Below are 19885 nucleotides of genomic sequence, written 5' to 3' on the forward strand. Positions count from 1 at the left end.
CTCAAAAACTATTTCAACTATCATATATCGATAATTTTAGCCATTGAATTAATATACTAAATACAGAAATGTTAGTCAAAAATAATGACTTGTTTTTACAGACTATCTACTAAAGACCACTTCAGTGAAGTAGAATATGTCCCCCGTTGCACCGCTTGTCCATGCATGTTTAACAATAGACCTTTATTCTTATCCCACTCTAAGGTACTTTCGCCAGTTGGAAAATCACCAATCGAGACAACATTCGGTTCATTGGAAATTTTAGTATCTTGATTGTATTCATTTCGAAAGATTATCGCATCATTTAAAACCGAACCTTCATCGTTAGTAAACGGTGTCGCCATCTGCAGAGTTAAATATGCGTGATAGGTCTTTAGCGGGTAAGAATTATTCTCAATTTTTATTTGCATAGTATCTTTTCGAGAAATCACGCCAGAAAATGGTGTAACAAATCCGAAATCAACGTCTGGCACTTCTAAAGTCAGGCTCTCATATGGTTGTTGCTGTCTAACAAAAGTTTGCGCCTCGTGTCCTGGGGTCGAATAGTCAGCAATCAAATCGCTAGTGGTCAACAGTAAATTTCCAAGTGGATTAAAATCAGTACCACCTTTTGAAAAATCCACATTTTGCCAACGGTCACTGATTGAAATATTACCACCACTGCCAGGGATAGCTAGACCGGCATCAGCCTCAGGAAAATTCATATCTTCAGTGATAAAGGAATTACTACCAAGAGCTATTTTCCAAATATTAGGACTTCCAGAACTAAACGAGTCTGTATTAGTTACTTTTCTCATATCCCAATTAGATAGATCATAAGATGTAATTTTAGAAACACCTTTTAACATTTCCGAAACATTGGTTACATTTGAAGTATCAAAATCCCAAATATCAGCATCGACCAAATTAGAGTTACCGAGAAACATTTTCGAAAGATTTTTAGCACTACTAGTTTTCCAACCTGATAGATCACAACTCACTAATTTAGAACAACTGGCAAACATTGAACTGAAATTTTCTACTGCTGAAACGTTCCAATTTTTAACAAAATCTATATCTGTAAAGGTATTTTGAAAAAACATCTGCGACATTGATGTAACACTGGAAGTGTCCCAATTAGATAGATTTGTAATTTTGAAATCTAAGAGTTTAGTATTATAAAACATTCTGTCCATATTATTCACTTTAGAAGTATCAAAATTTTCTAATAAAGTTTCCAATTTTGTACATCCAGAAAACATACCGGCTGTTCTTTTTAGACTAGACGTATTCCAATTGCTTAAATCAAGATTATCAAATGCGCATCCCAGAAACATTTGTTCAGTAATTTGAACTTTCTCAGTATTAAAATCGCTCAAGCCTACAACTTCATTTAAATTACCATCATTCTGAAACATATTAGACATAGTCGTAACATTGGAAGTATTCCATTTAGATAAATCCAAACTAGTCACATTAGATAAACCAGAAAAAGTACCTGACATATCAGTAACGTTAGAAGTGTCCCAATTAACAATTTCAGGAAATTCAGATAAATTCATATTTCCGAAAGTGAAAGACATGTTTTTCACGTTACTAATATCCCAATTTTCTAATCCTTTAAGAGAACTTATTTTAGTACAATAACGAAATAAATAACTAATATCTGTCGCATTTTCCGGATTCCATTTGGATAGATCAACATCACTCAACGTTTTAGAAGAATAAAAAAGATTGCTAAAATCAGTCACTTTCGAGACATCCCAGTCCGCAATATCAGCCGTCGTGACTAGAGAGGAATAACTAAACATACTATCTAAATCATTAACTTGACTAGTATTAAAATTTTTTAAACCAACTATATTGGCTGGAACATTATAAAACATTCCCGACATATTGGTAACATTTTCCGTTTTAAAGTTGGAAACATCCAAATTCCCTGCTAAATTCGTCGCTTTAAAAAACATATTGGAAAGATTCGTCGCTGCAGAAGTATCTAGATTCTCAATACCAATTATTTCCTGCAACTTACTAGTATTGATAGTACTAAAAGCAAACATATTAGAAAAATCAGTAACTTCTGAAGTATCAAGATTAGTAACATCAATCGTCGTAGCTTGCGTCAAATCATAAAATAAATTATTGGAATTTTGATTAGCTTTAACTCCAGGTTCGACAACTACACTAGTGATTGATTTAGAAAAATCCTTCCAGTTACCAATTCCAACTCCCAATTCACCGGCATAAATGGTAAGTTGGCCGTTAGAATCAATATCCCAATCACACGTTCCAAATGTGCCACTAGCAATTGAAAGAGTTGATAAAGAATTGTTTTCCACAATATTGCTTTGAACAAAGGCATCCAAGCTAGTCGTCGAATCAGCCTTTACGACACCACGTCCACCAAGTAGAAGACCAAAAAATTGCACTCCAAAGAAGATCCTAAAAAGTGGCTTGATGCGTTTTTTATTAAATCCTCTTAAGAAAAACATTTTACCCAACCCCTATTGTATTTTTACCAAATAATACAACATTTATTTGTCTAAACAGACTTAATTTTAATAAAATATTTTATTTCTTTTTGATTATATTTCTAAAAAAATTTTTATTTCAGAGGGATGTAAGTTCTATAATTTGGCAAATAAATACCATTAAATTTTTTTGTGTAGAATCGGTACACAACACTCCATCACTAAAGAGAATAATGCTGTTCTCTTTCCAAAAGCTGTTTTCCAAAATAGCGTGACACTAACTCAAAAGTCCAATTCCATAAAAATAAGAACATAGGTTAATTCCAATAGAACATCTATTTCTAAAAGAATGGAAAATAACCAAACCATAGATTCTCCATTCAGCACCGGAGCAACATACTTAACCAAACATCCCAAAAAAAAGCAAAAAAAAAGACCACCCTCCGAAAAAGAAAGTGATCTGCTTATATTTTATAATCCAGCCATTAATTGAGCCTTTTGAAGTTCCATAGTTCTGACACTTCTTGGCAAGAATCTTCTAATTTCATCTTCATTGAAGCCAACTTGAAGACGTTTGTCATCCATGATGATTGGACGTTTTAGTAAACCAGGGTTTGTTTGAACTAAATCTAACAATTGATCAATTGTTAAATCATCCAAATTAACCTTTAAGTTTTGGAATGCCTTTGAACGTGTTGAAATAATTTCTTCAGTACCGTTCTCTGTCATTTGTAAAACTTGTTTAATTTCTTGCTTATTTAAAGGTTCTGAGTAAATGTTTCTTTCTTTGTAAGGAATGTCATGTTGTTCAAGCCAAGCCTTAGCTTTACGACATGATGTGCAACTTGGAGATGTATAAATGGTAACCATATATAATCTCTCCTTTCCTGTGTAGTATCAAACTCTTTAAACACATAACTATTGTAACTTAATGTAAGTGTAAAATCTACACTTTTCACAAAAAAATCACGAATATTTGTTCGAAACTAATAATATTGTGAAAACACGTACCCGACAAATGGCTATTTATGTAAATTATTCACAAGCAAAATAACAACATGCTTATTTATCCTATTAGTTAGAATTTATATCACTTTCATTGAAAGTGAAGTCCTTATTTCAAGCCATTACACTTCAATTTCTAGTCCCTGGAAAGCATGAACTACTGGAATATCACCGGCATATTTTTGTGACTGATTTAACATAACTTCGACATCAACCGTCTGTGGTAAATGACTGATCATTAATCTTTTAACTTGAGCATCCTTAGCTAAAGTTCCAGCTTCTTTCGTGTTCAAATGCCACTTTCTGCCAGTAACATCTTCTGGAAAATTAGTATCAGCAATTAATAAATCAGCGTCACGACTAAAATCAACCAAGCCATCAAAGTAAGTCGTATCAGCAGTATAGACGATAACCTTACCATCACTATTAGTGATTCGCATTGCATACGCTGGAACCGGATGAACCGTTCTCATGAATTCGAATTTCAAGCCTTCGATTTGAGATGGTTCATAATCGTTGTAAGCAATTCCTTGCGTTGCATTTGGCTCTGTCAGTTGTGCAAAGTTGACAAAATCTTGCGTATGACCATAAATAGGAAGTGGGTTTTCTTTTTTGGCTGCGAGCCAATTATACTGTAAAACGCCAACATCTGCTGTATGATCATGGTGATAGTGCGAAAGAACCACGGCATCCAAATCTGTTGGTTTCATGTAACTTGCTAGCGAGTTTAAAACACCGCTACCACAATCGATCAACAAGTTCTTGTCGTCATTTCGCAATAAGTATCCAGACGTACCGATACCATTGTATGGATACCCTCCGTAAAAACCTAAAACCGTAACTAACATAGAAAACCTCCAAAAAATTTAATTGAAAGGATTTCAATAATTATGAACATAACATTAAAGCTAGGTACATATCTATTTTTAAAGAGTCAGCAAACTTCTGCTGATACTTTATTAAAACCCTTATTCAGTACTAATGCAGACCATCTTTTAATAAAAAAATTATCCGTATTTGCGCAATACCGTAATATCAACGGTTTCTACGATCCACTCAATAAGTTATATTCCTTGACTTATCTGAAATTCAATCCTGATCAAGCCAAACTTTTTGAGAATAAATTGTTTAGTCCCCATCAATACTCCTTTAATTCTACCGCAACAGCTATCTATCAAAAAAGTGATAGTCCAAGGGAATATTTAATTATTAAAACATTTGGAACTGATAAACAGATCAAAGAATGGAACAAACAACTGCAATTAGAAGTTCAGACCCAGATTCAAGGGAGTGACGAAGAAGATTTTGGCTTCTTTACTAAAAGTTATTCAGTTCTCACAGACTAAATTTTTTCTTAATACCGTGCCAAGAAATTTGATAACTGGCAAAACCAAAGAGACAATACATAGCTATATAGCCACCATAAATTAAGATCAAATTTTTTGATACCTTTTGAGAAAAAGAAATACTACAACCAATAGCTTGCATTAAAGCAAAAACCAGTGGAATCAAAAATGTTAAGGCATTTTCCTTCCAAACAATCTTCTGAATCTCACGTTCTTCAACACCAATCTTTTGTAAGATTCGCAATTGTCTAGATTGATAATCATCCCGTAATAAAATTCGCAGCGTTAGAACACTACCTAGAGCAATCAACAAGGCTACACTAAAAAGTGACACAATAAAGAAGAAGAAGCCACCACCTTGATTTAAGCGTTGCTTCAAGCCACCTTGACGCATAAATCCTGTTTGAGCATAAATTTCTTCTTTATAATTTTTCGGAGCTTCCCCACTGATTTCAATCGTTGAATTCTCCAAAGAGGAATGGGCGTTAACTTTAATATAGTAATCACCCCGATACTTATCCAGTTTACGTAGTTGTTTTGCGCTTAAACGATCTCCCTTCTTAAATTTCCAGCCATATAGTTTATCACTGATTTCAGCTGGTAATCTCTCGTAATACTTATCAGGAACAATCATCATTGATCCATAATGCAACGACGAACCATAAGGGAACGAGTCACCTGTTTTAGCAGTGGCTATCAAAGGTGCACCTTTGACTTCGATGTCATGAACTTTTGAAAACTTATTATCCAAATAACCCGAATTGTAATCAATTTTTAGAAATTCGTTAGGCTTAATTTTCGAATTCCATTTGCGAATTCTTTTGGGCAAAGCCATATAACTCGAATATGACATAAAGGTCATTGGCTGTTTAACAAAATCCTCGCTACTTGATTTGTAATATGACACCAAACTTATTTTCACGTCACTGTGATATGTATCGACTATTTTAGCATTACTCTGCTTCAATTCTTTCCGGATCAATTTAACCGTATTTTGATCAGCAGATAACTCAAATGGATAAATCGTATTGTAATTTCGGTGAACGGTTTGATACCCATAGTAACAAAAAGTCAACAAAACTAGCGCCATGGCTGATAATTCTGTCACAAACCAGAGAGTTGAGATATTTTGAAATAAGCGCTCTTTTAAATACTTAAATGAAAAAAGATTGATTCCAGAATAAGCAACCGAACGATTTCTTTGGAAAAAATTCAAAATTGTCGGCAAGAAGCCATAATAAACTAAGTACGTCCCAAAGACATCGGCAACTAAAATAAAAGAAATCTCTGCTGCTGGCTTGGGCGAATAACTGACTGAACTAATATCATAAACCAACTGAACTGCCCAGAATTGAGCCGCAACTAATAAAATGACTCCGAATAAGCCAGCCGGAATTCTAATCCACCAACGAATTTTAAAAACTTTACGTTTTTTACCCTTTTGCAAAATTCGCATTGTTTTAAAAGCATTGATACTACTAAAGACTAATGTCGAATAGATAAAAATTTTCATTAAAAAAGTAACATCACTCAGGTCAATATGCATTAAAAAATTAACTTTCAAATTCATTAAATAAAACAGCATCATTCCTAAGAATTTTTGAAAGACTACTGTTCCACACAAACCAATTATCCAAGCAAATAATTGTACGACTGCTGTTTGTAAAAAACTAATCGCGATTATGATCCAACGCTGCATCCCCAATTTCTCAAAGGTCATGAATTCTTGGTGCTGCTGTTTTACGAAAAAGCCACCCACATAAACCATGTAGAGCCAGGCACAAAAAGCAAAGAGCCAACTCATCATGATTGAAATATCGCCTAGTAAAGATTTCCATAGAGGAATGGCATGCTTAATTGAAGGATTGCTACCCAAAGAAACCAATGTTCCATAAATTCCAATGGCAAAAGCGCAAGCCAAAATATATATTAAATAACTGTCACGCATATTGTAGAGTGAGCGCTTAATAATTTTGCGATACATTGAAGTAGTTACCTCCCCCAATTGTTCGTTGCATATTGATGATTTGTTCAAAGAACTTGTCACGGTCACCAGGATTGACGACCTCAGAGAAAACTACACCATCTTTGATGAAAACTACACGACTACAATAACTAGCTGTAAAGGCATCGTGAGTAGCCATCAAAATGGTTGTTTTTTCCCTTTGATTAACTAGTTGCATGTAATTTAATAAAATCGTGGCTGATTTTGAATCAAGACTTCCCGTTGGCTCATCCGCAAATAAAATTTCTGGGCTGTTGATCAATGCCCGAGCGGCAGCTACGATCTGCCTTTGTCCGAGTGACAGTTCATCAATATTTCGCTCGGATAATTTTTTTATATTTAAAAGATTCATCATATAATTAAAGCGTTCTTCAATTAATTTTTTGTGCGAGTGATTTAAGGCCAAAGGTAAAATGACATTTTCCTTAACATTTAAGGAATCAAGCAATTCGAAGCTCTGATAAATAAACCCCATTTTATTTCGACGGAATTTAGTTTGAGCTCGATCGTGCAGTTGGGTAATATCCAAGTCATCAATGATTATCTGACCATGATCAGGTCGTTCATTAGTCGAGATCATATTCAACAGGGTCGTTTTTCCAGCTCCAGATGGACCCATGATGCCTAAAAATTCTCCATGATCAACTTCTAAACTAATATCTTTGATGGCATGAACGGCATTTTTCTTTTTTCCAAAATCCTTTGAGATATTCTTTACGATTATTTGCAATCTAACTTCTCCAAAATTAAAAAATATTGTTATCATATTATATACGTAGTGTCTATATTCTAGCACGGAGGGAATTTTAATATGTCCAAAATTATGATTATTGAAGATGATCCATCCATCTCCAAGTTAATCAGTGAAAATCTTGCCAAATGGCAAATCGACTCTTACATTACTAAAGACTTTAACAACATCATTGACCAATTCAATGACTATGCACCCGATCTAGTTTTACTAGATATTAATCTTCCAGTCTATGATGGTTATTATTGGAATCAAGAAATCAGAAAAATTTCTAAAATTCCGATCATCATCATTTCATCTAGAAATTCCAATATGGACCAAATTATGGCGATGAATATGGGAGCTGATGACTTCGTTGAAAAGCCATTTTCCATCGATATCTTAGTCGCTAAAATTAATGCGCTCTTGCGTCGAACTTATGACTTCACTAAGAGTACCAATGACGTGATCGAACACAACGGTTTAAAGTTGAATCTGTCGAGTGGTTCAGTTGAAATCGGTGATAACAAAATTGATTTATCTAAAAATGAATATAAACTTTTACAACGTTTGTTAAAAGACCAGGGAAAAATTGTTACCAGAGAGCAATTATTGAATTTCATGTGGGACGATGAGCGTTTCGTTGATGACAATACTTTGACTGTTAACATCAATCGTTTACGTGGCAAAATTGAAAAGTATGGTTTACAAAATTATATCGTTACCAAAGTTGGTCAAGGATATATTATTCCGTAGAGGTTAATTATGACATTTTTTAAATATTTGAAAGACCATGTTTACTCAATTTTAATTGTTTTATTCGGGATGACTTTCGTTGAACTAGTGCTCTTTTTAGATCCTAATGTCCATTTCTACACTGGTACTTTAATCTATACTTGGTTTTTAGCGGTAATTTTTTTAGTGGCTAACTTATTTCTTTCCTACCACCATAAAAAAGATTGGTACAAACAACTAGAGGCATATCAAAATGATCTCTCAAAGGAACTGGTTGGAGCTAATAATAACGAGCAACAATTTATTCAGTCTAAAATTAACAATATTTCTTTAGAGTATCGCAATGAACTGACTGAACTTTATCAAAATCAAAAAGATCAACGCGAGTATACCGAATCTTGGGTTCACGACATTAAAGTTCCATTGTCAGCTCTGAAGCTTGCCAAAGACAATGATCTCGATAAAGAACTAGTTGCCGAAGAAATCGATCAAATTGATTATTTAGTCGATCAAGCTTTGTACTTTGCCAGATTAAATAATTTTTCTAATGATTATTTAATTCAAGAACAAGATTTAAATAACATTGTTAAGTCATCGATCAGAACTAATAAACGACTCTTTATCAATAAACGAATCGGTATTAGTCTTGATATTTCTGATAAAAAAATTTTAACGGACGAAAAATGGTTGAGCTTTATCATTAATCAAATTTTATCAAATAGTTTAAAATACACTCCACATAATGGCAAAATCACAATTTTCACGACTGAAAAAGATAATAACATTGAATTACACATTAAAGATACTGGAATCGGTATCTCGAACCAAGATATCAGCCGAATTTTTAACAAGGGCTTTACCGGTGAAAACGGCCGAAAATCTGGCAGTAAGTCGACTGGTATGGGGTTGTATTTAGTTAAAAAAATGATTGATAAACTAGGTCACAAAATCTCAGTTAAATCTGAAAAAGATCACGGAACTGAATTTACTATTACCTTTCTAGATTTACCTTATTACAATAATTAATTTTAAAATAATAGCACCTATTTTCCACAATGCGCTGACTTAACAATAGTCTTACGCAATTAAGAAGATAGATGCTTTTTTAATTAGCACAATTTAGAATTTCATAACTAATTCGAATGCCATTGTAAAAATTTTTAATAGTAATATTTTCATCAATATCATGATTATGTTCATCTGCATTGGCATATGGAATTGTAAAGACTGGTACATTTAAAGCATTTTTCCAAACATAGTTTGGAACAGAGCCTGGCATGACGGGTTCAATATAAACTTTTCCAGTAGCTTGTTTGATAGCTTTTTTTAACCATGCTATTTGTGACGCTTTAGCAACCGTCTTTTCTGGTGCTAATTCACCAATAATTTTTACGTCCAAATTATTTCGATCTATTTCTGTACGATAAACTTTCAATAGATTGGCCTTGATTGTAGCAATATCTTGGGCGTCAACTAATCGACAGTCTACTTTTAAACTTGCTTGGTGAGGGATGCTAGTTTTCACACCTTGTCCCATATATCCAGCCTTCATACTAAAGATATTGAAACTCGGTTCAAACATCAATTTTTGATAATAAGTTTCTTGGTCCATTGGCAAATCATTAATGCCAGCTTGTTGACAAATTTGTTGTTTATCAAACGGAAGCTCCATTAACCATCTCTGCTCTTGCTTCGTAGGTGGTTCAATTCCATCATAAAAGTGTGGTATTTTAACGTGTCCAGTTTGACGGTCATAAATTTTATCTAACTCATTTATTAATAATGTAACTGGATTTTGCATGATATTGCCAAAACTACCAGAATGATTATCGTGCTGGCCAGTTTTAGCAGTCAATTCAAAAGCAAAAATACCACGATTCCCTAGACGCAAAACGTTTGTCCCATCAGGATTGGCAGAACCATCTACAACGACTACCAAATCAATTGAATTTAACTTTGTTTTTGATAACTTTTTTACTGTCCCTAATAAATTAGGACTACCTTGTTCTTCTTCGCCTTCAATAAAGAAAGTCACATTAAATGGCAATTGTGAATGTGTCTGTAAATATGTATACACACCGAATATTTGGGCTAATAACTGGCCTTTATTGTCGCCAGCTCCTCGAGCAAAAAAGCGGTCTTGACGTTTGGTCAGACTAAACGGATCACTAGTCCACTCCCTTAAATCTCCGGGTGACATAACATCATAATGACCATAGAACAAAATATTTTTGTCAGTTTTCCCCTTTAAGTTGGCTAAAATTATCGGATGCCCAGCTGTTTGAATAACTTGAACTTCTGCATTTAAACCACGCAACAAATTCACCACGAAATCTACCGCTTCCGTGATATTTTCTCCAGTGACACTGAGACTTTTTATTCCAATAAATTTTCTAAAAGCATTTTCAAATTTTTCTTGATTCTTTTTTATAAATTCATCCCGTTGCTCCAAATTATCGCTTCCTCATACACTATTTTAAAGGAAACAAAAAAATAGTAAATCCACTGCTGTGAACTTACTATTTCAATTTTAAAGATAACGTTCTTTAACCTTCTTGACATCCTCTAGAGTTATGTCGCAAGAATCATCTTTTGATTCAGATAAAGCTTGTTCGTAAAGTTCATCATCAATGTTATCTTCAATTTTCTCAACAACTACTGCACGAAGAAAAGACGAAATGCTCATTTGTTTTGATTTCGCATATTTTCTAATGATCTTTTCGTCAAGATCATCTAATTGAAAAGAAATGACTGCCATTTTCTCGTCACCACCTGTTAATTTCGTTATTAGTTTATGCTTGTGGATGATTTTTTTCAATATTCAAGTTATCCACAGTTAAATATTATATAAAATTTATTCTCATAATTTAAAATAAATTACCTAAAAAGCGATTACATTGTGTCCATATACTTTATTTCTAATAAATTATCAAAAAACATTTAAATAAATATTTATCTTTTCTTCGATATTATAACATCCATTATAATGACAGGTAAAAAAGAAGCTGAACTAATGCTACTTGCATTAATACAGCTTCTTTTTAGTCAAATATTTCCACTTCATATTCTACATTTTAAGTAGTAAAGCATTGATGGCAACGACTACTGTCGAAAGTGACATTACTACCGCACCAACAGCAGGACTTAATACGAATCCTACTCCAGCCAGAATACCAGCTGCTAATGGAATTGCAACAATATTATAGCCTGCTCCCCACCAGAGATTCTCAACTGTTTTGCGATATGTATTATGTGATAATTTTAAGAACTTAATAATGTCGCTAGGATCACTATTGTACAAAATTACGTCAGCTGAATCGATGGCGACATCAGTTCCGGCCCCAATGGCAACACCAATCGTGGCAGCTGCCAAACTTGGAGCATCATTGATACCATCCCCGACCATCATGACGTGATGACCAGCTAATTCCAAATCCTTAATAACTCTATTCTTATCTTCCGGTAACAGTTCAGCCCGGAATTCCTCAATTCCCATTTGTTTGGCCATTGTGGCTGCGGCTGCTTGATTATCACCCGTCAACATGATTGGCGTGATATTTCTAGCTTTGAGTTGCTTGATAAATTCAATTGTATTCTTCTTGATCTTATCACCCAAAGCGATGAAACCAAGTACTTTTTTGTCTGTGACCAAGTAACTAATTGTATTACCTTTATCTAGATAAGTTTTTACTAACTTATTATCGACTGGGATATTTTCTTTCTTCAAATACTTCAAATTGACTAAATAATACGTCTTTTTATCAATTGAACCACTCATTCCGTATCCCTTGATAGCCTGAACATCTGTAAAATCTGTGGCAGAAATCTTTTTATCTTGAGCATATTTGACGATGCTACTTGCAATTGGATGACTGGAACCATTCTCTAAACCGCTAACGAGTGACAATAATTTATCCTCAGTTAAATCACTCAAACTGATCACACCATTAACAGTAAATTTACCCTCAGTCAAAGTTCCGGTTTTATCCATTGCAATGTAGTCGATCTTGCGACTATTTTCCATTGCTTGATTGTCACGAATGATCAAACCATTTGTGGCAGCAATCGACGTACTACGTGACATAACTAGTGGAATAGCCAACCCTAAAGCGTGCGGACAAGCGATGACTAACACGGCCACTAACCGATTCAAAGCCGTATTCATGTCACCAAAAATTAGCCAATAAACAAAAGCAATAATTCCGACGGACAAAGCAGCATAGAAGAGCCAACTAGATACTTTATCAGCTAATTGTTGTGTCTTCGAACGATTGTTTTGTGCATCCGCAACTAATTTGCTGATCTGTGACAAATATCCTTCATTGGCCGTCTTATCGACTTTTACCCGGATAGTACCCTCGCCATTGATCGATCCGCCAACGACTTTACTACCGACGTCCTTTTTAATTGCCTTTGATTCACCAGTGATCAGTGACTCATTGACATAACTATTACCACTAACAATATGTCCATCAAGTGGAACTGATTCACCAGCTCGAATCTCAACGATATCATCTTTTTTGACCATCGAAATATCATGATCCATCGTTTCATTTCCATGAACCATATGAACTTGATCAGGAACAAGTGTCGCAATCTTTTGTAAAGCATTACCGGCACTCATGGTAGACTTCATTTCAATCCAGTGACCTAATAACATGATCACGATCAGTGAAGCTAATTCCCAGAAGAAGTCCATAATATGATTCGAAGAATGAACCAAATTATTCATTACAAAAGCATACAAACTATAAATATAAGCGACGCTGATTCCCATTGTGATCAGTGTCATCATAGCTGGTTGCTTTGAAGCAAGTTCTCCTTTAGCTCCAGTAATGAATGGTTTTCCACCGTAGAAGAACAAAATTGTTGCTAAAACTAAAACTATCCAATCAGAACCTGGAAACTGAACTTGGAAAGGTAGATTTAAACCCATGAATGGTGACAAAATAAATACTGGTATTGCTAAAACAAGCGAAATCCAAAACTTTTTCTTTAAGTCCCCCATGTCCATCATATGACCGCCGTGCATCATCATATGGTCATTTGACATATCCATACCGGACATATCGTGATCCATCTTCATTCCATCCATATCCTTCATACTAAATCACCCTCCAAACAGTTACATTCAACTTCTTCTGGGGCAGTTTTTTGCTTTTCTTGCAAAACTTGCATTATTCCAGAAATATCACTTTGAGAAATCTCCGAATTCTCAATTAATTCTTTAATTGCTGACCCTTTTTTCATACAGCACAGATTATCGAATAAATTGTTCACACTTTGACTGATAGCCGAGTCCTCACTGATCAATGGTTTGTATATAAATGGACGACTAGTCTCATCAGCTTTCAAGAAATCCTTTTTCTGTAAACGAATGATCAGGGTCTTAATCGTGGCAGCTTTCCAATCCATCTTTCGTTCTAAAACTTCGATAACTTGTTTACTAGTTGCTTGACCTAATGTCCAAATAATCCTCATTACTTGCCATTCGGCTTTACTCATCGTTTCAATTTCCTTCATAACTTCACACTCCTTTTAGGTTTACAACTGTAATCTTTCTCAACAAAATACAGTTTACATCCGTAAACGAAATATGTAAAGTCATTTGCTTTTTTCATTCTCATAAAAAATAAAAATACTGTATATAATATTTTTATATCTCATATTATATACAGTATTTAACTTTTTTAATATTTTTTTGCATAAGTTAAAAAAATAACCCTAGATAATCAATATCAATTACCTAGAGTCATTTTAATCTGAATAAATTTATCTAATTGGGCAAGCGCCACCAGCACAGTCTGATTGGTCAACTAACTCAATATCTTTTTTATCATGGTTATTTGTTTGTTCTGCGAATACTTCAGCTACGTTTTCGTTAACTTCAGATTCACGTTCTTGATAAACTTCCTTATTGATTGGTTCCTTAGGAGCTTGCTTGAAGCCTGAACCAGTGTATGGCAATAGTGAAGTTGATTTTGTTACGTTTCTGTATTGATACATCAAGTCAGCGATTTGGTCGCCTTCCTCTGGTTGGAAAGTGATCGTACAACTTACGGCATTGTCTGACCAATAAGTTTGTAAGAAAGCTTGTGTAGCAAATTGTTCAGCAATTGAAACTGATCCAGCTGATGCAAAGTTAGGATCATCAGCGTTAGCAGCTCTAACTGGGAACTCAACGCACATTGTATGTTTTGTATAGACATCAGGTTCGATCTTGTATCCACAAGCTTTCAAAGCTGGTAGTAGTGGATCTGAATCTTGGAATCTGATTCTTTGAATTAAGTAACCTGCATAATGGAAATGCATACCTTCGGATACACCAGCAAGTTTAGCAACTGTACCTGATGGTTTAACAGTTGTGTGCTTAACTGAAGCTTTGCATCCTAATTCCTTTGAGTACTCCTTGTCAGCTGTAACGACGGAATGATATAAGTCATCAAATTTGTCTGCAACACGTTGATCGTAAATAGGTTTTTGAATTTCTTTTCCTGTTTCAGGATCAGTGGCAGTTTCAAAACCAGTCACAACACGATTACCAAATGTAGTCAAAATCCAGTCTTGAATACCAGACATTGAAACACCGATACGACGATTCTTTTGAATAACATTACGTGATACTTCCCAGTCATAATTACTGAATGTAACACGCTTTGTATATCTTGCAGCTAGTCTGAAGGCCTCTTCTAGTGACCAACCTTGTTCTTGAGCAATCAATGGGAAAACTTCAAATAAGTTACATGGTTCACCGTTACTCAATGAAATCTCACCACATGGGTTAGTACCTTCAACGCCATCATCGATTCCTGGTTGATAACCATCAATAGCACGTCCATAGTTACGTGATAATTCAAGGTTAACGATACCTGGTTCACCATTATGAGTGATCGAGTCAGCAATCGGTGCATATTGGTTGAATTTTGAGTCAACAGCCACACTGTTATTTGAAGCCCAACGGTGATGATAAAGTTTTTCTTGGTCTTGTTTCATCGTGATAAAGTCTTCATCAGTAGCGCCACCTAAAGCAAGTTCTGCGGAACGACGAACATTACCAGCAACAACAGTTTTACCAATCAAGTTACCCATATCAGTACAGTCAACTGAAGTCAATTTACGACCAACTGCATTGTTCAAAACTTCGTTGATATCAAAGAACATTTCGATCAATGGTACTGGACCTGATGCTGTTCCACCGAAGCCTTTGATTTTTTCGCCTTTAGCACGAATCTTAGTGATATCAAGGACAACGTGATCCAAACCATCATTGGTACTGTTAAAGTGGGCATCGATCATATTCGCATTTCCAATCACCCAACCTTCACGAGTATCTGGCAAGACGTAATTACGGGTATTTTTTAGGCTGTGAGTCTTTTCCCATTCATCACGGTCAATTGCACCAGCTTCAAGAGATTCTTTGTAAGAAGCACTCTCTTTGCCGATAAGGACAGTTAAATCAACCTTATTGTCAACAACTGGCATCAACTTCATATTACTTGGGACAACGGAAAAACCAACGCCGCCACCCTTCATCAATTGGTCAAACATGAATGAAAATGGCATTGAGACTGCTAATTGATCTTGTTTTAAATATGATGGCACGATATGACTGTCGCCATACTTTTGTGGTCTAACAGCAATGAACCAGCAATTGTTCAAAGCATCCCCGTTACGGTCTTGATAATCAGTACCAGAGATCCAAAGATTACGGCCAGATGGAGTTGCAGCAAGTCCATAGACCAATTTGTATAATTCTTGTGCTTCATTAACTAATCCGGCATATTGTTCATCAGTTATTTCAGCATTTTTTAGACGAGGATCAAGGTTGATGTTACCTTCGATCACACGTTTAACGGTTTCAGACCAGTTTTCGGTCCGGCCTAGTTCTGGGATCCAACGAGCATAAGTTCTCTTGTAGGTGACCCAGCCTAATTCACCCCAGTGGGGTTTAATTGTATTTTTAACTTCGTCAATAAAGTCGTCAGACAAAATAATTTTTTTAATTGTTTTCATTAACACTCACTCCACATAAGAAAGATAACACTATATATAGTACCCTGATTTATTTTTAATAACAATATATAGTACTCAACTATTTCTATTGACATTTCAAAACAGTTTTTGCGTGCCGCTATTTCGGCATTCCAATTTTTAAAAAAATTTCTCCAATCCGTCTTAACCAAAATCGAAAAAATTCAAAGTCGCAATTACTATTCTAATATCTAATCGAAGACCTTCGCAACGGTTTTTTAAATTTAAAGTTCTTCAAAAAAAGCAAGTGGGAAACAACAAATTTTTTCCTTGACTCGTCCTAAACCTTGTCAGATACGTGATTGCTACATAAAAAAATTTATTCCAAAAAATTTTCTTTTTAAACCATTTATGTTTAGACAAGCTGAGATAACCTTATCAGAACACAGGTTCTCATCGCAAAATAAAAACTAGACCAATTTTAAAAAATGATCTAGTTTTATTTTTTTAAATTTCTTTTTTTCTCAAAATTTTATACAAACCGACTCCGGCTAAAATCGCAATGATCGGTAAAAATTCAATCCGGTATCTTCCCTGTACTTCAATTAACAATTGTGCTGCCGCAAATGCAAATAACGGTAAGATCAATAAATATAGACTATTACTAAATTTGGTTTTAAATAATGCTAATGAACCGATCCAAGAGAACACTATCAAAATAATCGAACCTAGATAAGCTAAGTAATCAATCCTTTGAACTGTTTGAGCGGAATGATTTTGACTGTAACTAGAAAAATTCGTAGCCATCGTTCGTGATGACCAAAGTCCTTCAAGTTTATTCATGAATAAACTCAACCATTTGTTATGCTGATTTAAATAATTAATCTCTTGATGTAAGGCTGCCTTTTCTTTTTTAGCCATAACTTTTCTCGGCTTACTAGCGTCAATTAAACGGTCCATATCTGGAGAATAAGTTCCATTAGACTGATAGTTAAGACCCGTCACAAATTTCCACTCAGTGTCAGAATTTGACAATCCGTAAGCATTCAAGCCTGAAGCTTTTATTCCAAATCCTGCTAACGAAAAGAGCGCAAAGTAAATCATTAAACCAATGAAAACTTTCAAAAATCTTTGATAATTAATTTTACCATTTTCAAACAGTAAATAAATGACCGCAAATACTACAATTCCTGCAATGATCACTGGACCAATAGGTCTAATCAAACATCCGATCGTTAACGTAACACCTGAAAATAGATCGGCCCACAATTTGTTCTGCATGAGTAAATAAAAAGTTAATAAGTAAAACAGCGATCCTAAATATTGATTACTGGCCTGACTGTTTAACGCAAACCAATCTAAGTCGATCATTAAAACTAATACCGACAAACGTGCAATCTTGATATTTTTGAAAATTTTTTCAGCTAATAAGTAAGTTACCAACAAGATAAGTGCTTGATAAATTACATTTAAAAATTGAATTGCAAAAATATGATAACCGAAAAGCTTTACAACTCCTAAAACATAAACCATATAACCAGATTGATAAGCAAATCTGGAAAAATAATCATTATCAGTCTGATATAATTTATCGCCATTGAAAACACCAGGGACTCGACTCCAAAAATTTCCAAAGTCACTCACTTGCGTCCTTGGTACCATCAAGATCCAAGTCGTCGCTACGATCATGAAAATTAGTATCATGCCTAAAACAATTGTCCAATTGATTTTTCGATTGCTATCATCAATTTTCACTAAAATAAATCCTGCTCCAATTACTAACAGAAAAGCCAAAACTAAAGTAGTCCAATTAAAGGCTCGATTGACTAAAGCAAAATTTTGAAAATAGTACTTTACCATTAAAATTGCGACTAAACCAGTAAAAATAGCTAAAACCAGTAATAAAAATCGGCTAATTCCCTTTTGTATCTTTAAGATAGTGATCCCCGTCCTAACTATTATTGATTATTGTCTAAACAAGTTAATTTTAGCACGGTATTAATGGATCTGTCTTGATTGAAAGGCTTTCATAATTTAAAAAAAACTACCAAATTACAGAGCAATTTGATAGATTTAAAAAAATTATTTTATTTTATTTTAGAACAAGTATCTTAAAAAATTTGATTACCTAATCTACTTTATATCAATATGATTAAAAAGACTCTTGGTACACTCAATCGTGCCATCATCATAAACAATTTTCATGGTAAAATCTGGCATCATTTCGACTGAAACGACTCTAGGAACTTCTTTACTCCTATTTATGCCCCCAATAAAAACCTCATTCACTACTTTGTAATCGATTTCATTATAAACTGATTGATATTTCCAATCAATAAAGAAACACAAAATAAAAAAGATGCAAACAACAATTTGCACCCATACTTTAATTTAGCATCAATTTATTTTCAGAATTATGACATTTGTTTTCCCTTTAAAAATTGTCCTCCAATGAAATAAGTTATAAAGGACATAAATACCGACATGCCAGCAAAAATTATCAGGGATGTCCAATTGTAATATCCACTAGTCAACAACATAAAAATAAAATAAACGACTAAATAAATTATCCAAGTCGGCTTTTTCCCTAGATTGGTCATTGTCCTAATCAGCGCTAATGGAAAAATTATGAGAACTTCCCAAGGAAAGTTATTAAATATATTTTGACCTGTGATTAAATTCCTAATAAGAACAATCGCTAACCACAAAACAACAAATATTAAAAAATTTCGAATTACTTTATTTTTCATTCAACCCCCACTCTCAACTTAATAACTAATAGCGTATCTTATTTTTCAAGTTGATTCAATTGGGCTGTTACTTTCAAGATATTGGGATACTTTTTAGCAGCTTTATTTTCATAAAAGGCCGGATTATTTAATTTGTATTTTCCGTTTTTTCTAATCCAAAAAGTCGTCTCAGAATTAGTGATCGGATAATAGTTCTTTCTAGTTAACCCAAATTTGCGATAGGTTTTTGCTTGACCTTTATTTTCTGGAAAATACTTTCCTAACCCCATAATTACCGTCGATTTGATTGGTGGGATTGGAAAAATCTCACTGGGATAATAGACAATTTCTTTAGGATCTTTAAATCCATAACTTGTATATAGATCTTTGACTTGAGTCAATCCACCACTGAAAGTAGTTTTAATGGTTTTGCCAAGCAAGTTTTGATTACCACTGATCACTTTTTTAATATAAACTGTAGCTTTTGTTTCTGGCGCAATCGGCATTCCAATCATCGGCGTCAAATTTAAAACTTGGGCGACGACGACATAGCGATTAGCTTTTTTTAAAGCCTTGAAGTTCATATTTTCGTCGTTGTAGCCTGTTGGAACCGCTGTCAGAGCTTTTTGCATTTGCTTCGACTCAATTACAGGCACATTTTTTAAACGCTTCTGATAGCGTTTCTGATTACTTTTCATTTCAATTTTTTGTTTATCAGTTAAAGCTGCCGACTGGGGACTTTTACTGCTGCAACCTACCAAAACTAGTAAACAAAGCGTGAAGACAATTAATTTTTTCATTCGCAATATCCATTTTCTTAGACTATTGGCAGTTTAACATACTTTGCTAATTAGGAGGCCGTCTTCCACACAAGCCTTGTGCTACTTTATTTAAAGACAAAAAAAGAGAGTCCA

General features: G+C 34.3%; 16 protein-coding genes. 3 read left to right on the plus strand and 13 right to left on the minus strand.

Annotated elements, in window-relative coordinates:
- Positions 1-95 precede the first annotated feature (95 nt).
- The 3 genes from U8521_RS06670 to U8521_RS06680 form a co-directional block, all read right to left on the minus strand.
- The gene (locus tag U8521_RS06670) at positions 96-2471 is read right to left on the minus strand and encodes a BspA family leucine-rich repeat surface protein (protein WP_334352255.1); all 2376 of its coding nucleotides are present in this window, start codon (positions 2469-2471) and stop codon (positions 96-98) included.
- Positions 2472-2921: 450 nt separating this feature from the next.
- Complete coding sequence (spxA, locus tag U8521_RS06675; RefSeq protein ID WP_010020587.1) at positions 2922-3320, minus strand: transcriptional regulator SpxA; 399 nt, start codon at positions 3318-3320, stop codon at positions 2922-2924.
- A 257-nt stretch (positions 3321-3577) separates the two neighbouring features.
- The gene (locus tag U8521_RS06680; protein ID WP_334332325.1) at positions 3578-4303 is read right to left on the minus strand and encodes an MBL fold metallo-hydrolase; all 726 of its coding nucleotides are present in this window, start codon (positions 4301-4303) and stop codon (positions 3578-3580) included.
- A gap of 42 nt (positions 4304-4345) precedes the next feature.
- Here U8521_RS06680 and U8521_RS06685 point away from each other — a divergent pair, with 42 nt between their 5' ends.
- A complete protein-coding gene (locus U8521_RS06685) occupies positions 4346-4801 on the plus strand; it encodes a hypothetical protein (protein ID WP_334332324.1) in 456 nt (151 codons plus the stop codon).
- Here the strand turns inward: U8521_RS06685 and U8521_RS06690 are convergent.
- The gene (locus U8521_RS06690) at positions 4791-6785 is read right to left on the minus strand and encodes a hypothetical protein (RefSeq protein WP_334352256.1); all 1995 of its coding nucleotides are present in this window, start codon (positions 6783-6785) and stop codon (positions 4791-4793) included. The genes U8521_RS06685 and U8521_RS06690 overlap by 11 nt on opposite strands.
- Positions 6766-7536 (minus strand): ABC transporter ATP-binding protein, encoded by a 771-nt coding sequence (locus U8521_RS06695; RefSeq protein WP_442886133.1) that lies wholly within the window; start codon positions 7534-7536, stop codon positions 6766-6768. The genes U8521_RS06690 and U8521_RS06695 overlap by 20 nt, the downstream gene beginning before the upstream one ends.
- 81 nt (positions 7537-7617) lie before the next feature.
- On the opposite strand from U8521_RS06695, the gene U8521_RS06700 reads away from it, so the two are divergent.
- Both U8521_RS06700 and U8521_RS06705 read left to right on the plus strand, forming a co-directional pair.
- Positions 7618-8292, plus strand: coding sequence for a response regulator transcription factor (locus U8521_RS06700; RefSeq protein WP_334332321.1), 675 nt, complete (start codon positions 7618-7620; stop codon positions 8290-8292).
- Between the two features lie 9 nt (positions 8293-8301).
- On the plus strand, positions 8302-9297 hold the full coding sequence (locus U8521_RS06705) for a HAMP domain-containing histidine kinase (protein ID WP_334352257.1): 996 nt from the start codon (positions 8302-8304) through the stop codon (positions 9295-9297).
- A 79-nt stretch (positions 9298-9376) separates the two neighbouring features.
- On the opposite strand, the gene U8521_RS06710 is transcribed toward U8521_RS06705, so the two are convergent.
- From U8521_RS06710 to U8521_RS06745, 8 genes are all read right to left on the minus strand, one after another.
- A complete protein-coding gene (locus tag U8521_RS06710; protein WP_334352258.1) occupies positions 9377-10723 on the minus strand; it encodes a M20/M25/M40 family metallo-hydrolase in 1347 nt (448 codons plus the stop codon).
- Positions 10724-10801: 78 nt separating this feature from the next.
- Entirely contained in the window at positions 10802-11029 is a 228-nt protein-coding gene (relB, locus tag U8521_RS06715; RefSeq protein ID WP_334332318.1) for a type II toxin-antitoxin system RelB family antitoxin, read from the minus strand.
- Positions 11030-11338: 309 nt separating this feature from the next.
- Positions 11339-13375, minus strand: coding sequence for a heavy metal translocating P-type ATPase (locus U8521_RS06720; protein ID WP_334352259.1), 2037 nt, complete (start codon positions 13373-13375; stop codon positions 11339-11341).
- Positions 13372-13794 (minus strand): CopY/TcrY family copper transport repressor, encoded by a 423-nt coding sequence (locus U8521_RS06725; RefSeq protein WP_334332316.1) that lies wholly within the window; start codon positions 13792-13794, stop codon positions 13372-13374. Before U8521_RS06725 ends, U8521_RS06720 begins: the two co-directional genes overlap by 4 nt.
- A 249-nt stretch (positions 13795-14043) precedes the next feature.
- Positions 14044-16284: a ribonucleoside-triphosphate reductase, adenosylcobalamin-dependent gene (gene nrdJ, locus U8521_RS06730; protein ID WP_334352260.1), complete on the minus strand. Its 2241-nt coding sequence runs from the start codon at positions 16282-16284 to the stop codon at positions 14044-14046.
- Positions 16285-16749: 465 nt separating this feature from the next.
- A complete protein-coding gene (locus U8521_RS06735; RefSeq protein ID WP_334352261.1) occupies positions 16750-18102 on the minus strand; it encodes a glycosyltransferase family protein in 1353 nt (450 codons plus the stop codon).
- A gap of 554 nt (positions 18103-18656) precedes the next feature.
- Positions 18657-18992 carry a hypothetical protein gene (locus U8521_RS06740; RefSeq protein WP_334352262.1) on the minus strand — a complete coding sequence of 112 codons (336 nt, stop codon included), beginning with the start codon at positions 18990-18992 and terminating at the stop codon, positions 18657-18659.
- 38 nt (positions 18993-19030) lie between these two features.
- Complete coding sequence (locus U8521_RS06745; RefSeq protein WP_334352263.1) at positions 19031-19771, minus strand: putative periplasmic lipoprotein; 741 nt, start codon at positions 19769-19771, stop codon at positions 19031-19033.
- Positions 19772-19885: the final 114 nt, after the last annotated feature.

This window comes from Companilactobacillus miaonis, assembly GCF_036913615.1.
In the GTDB taxonomy this organism is placed as follows: domain Bacteria; phylum Bacillota; class Bacilli; order Lactobacillales; family Lactobacillaceae; genus Companilactobacillus.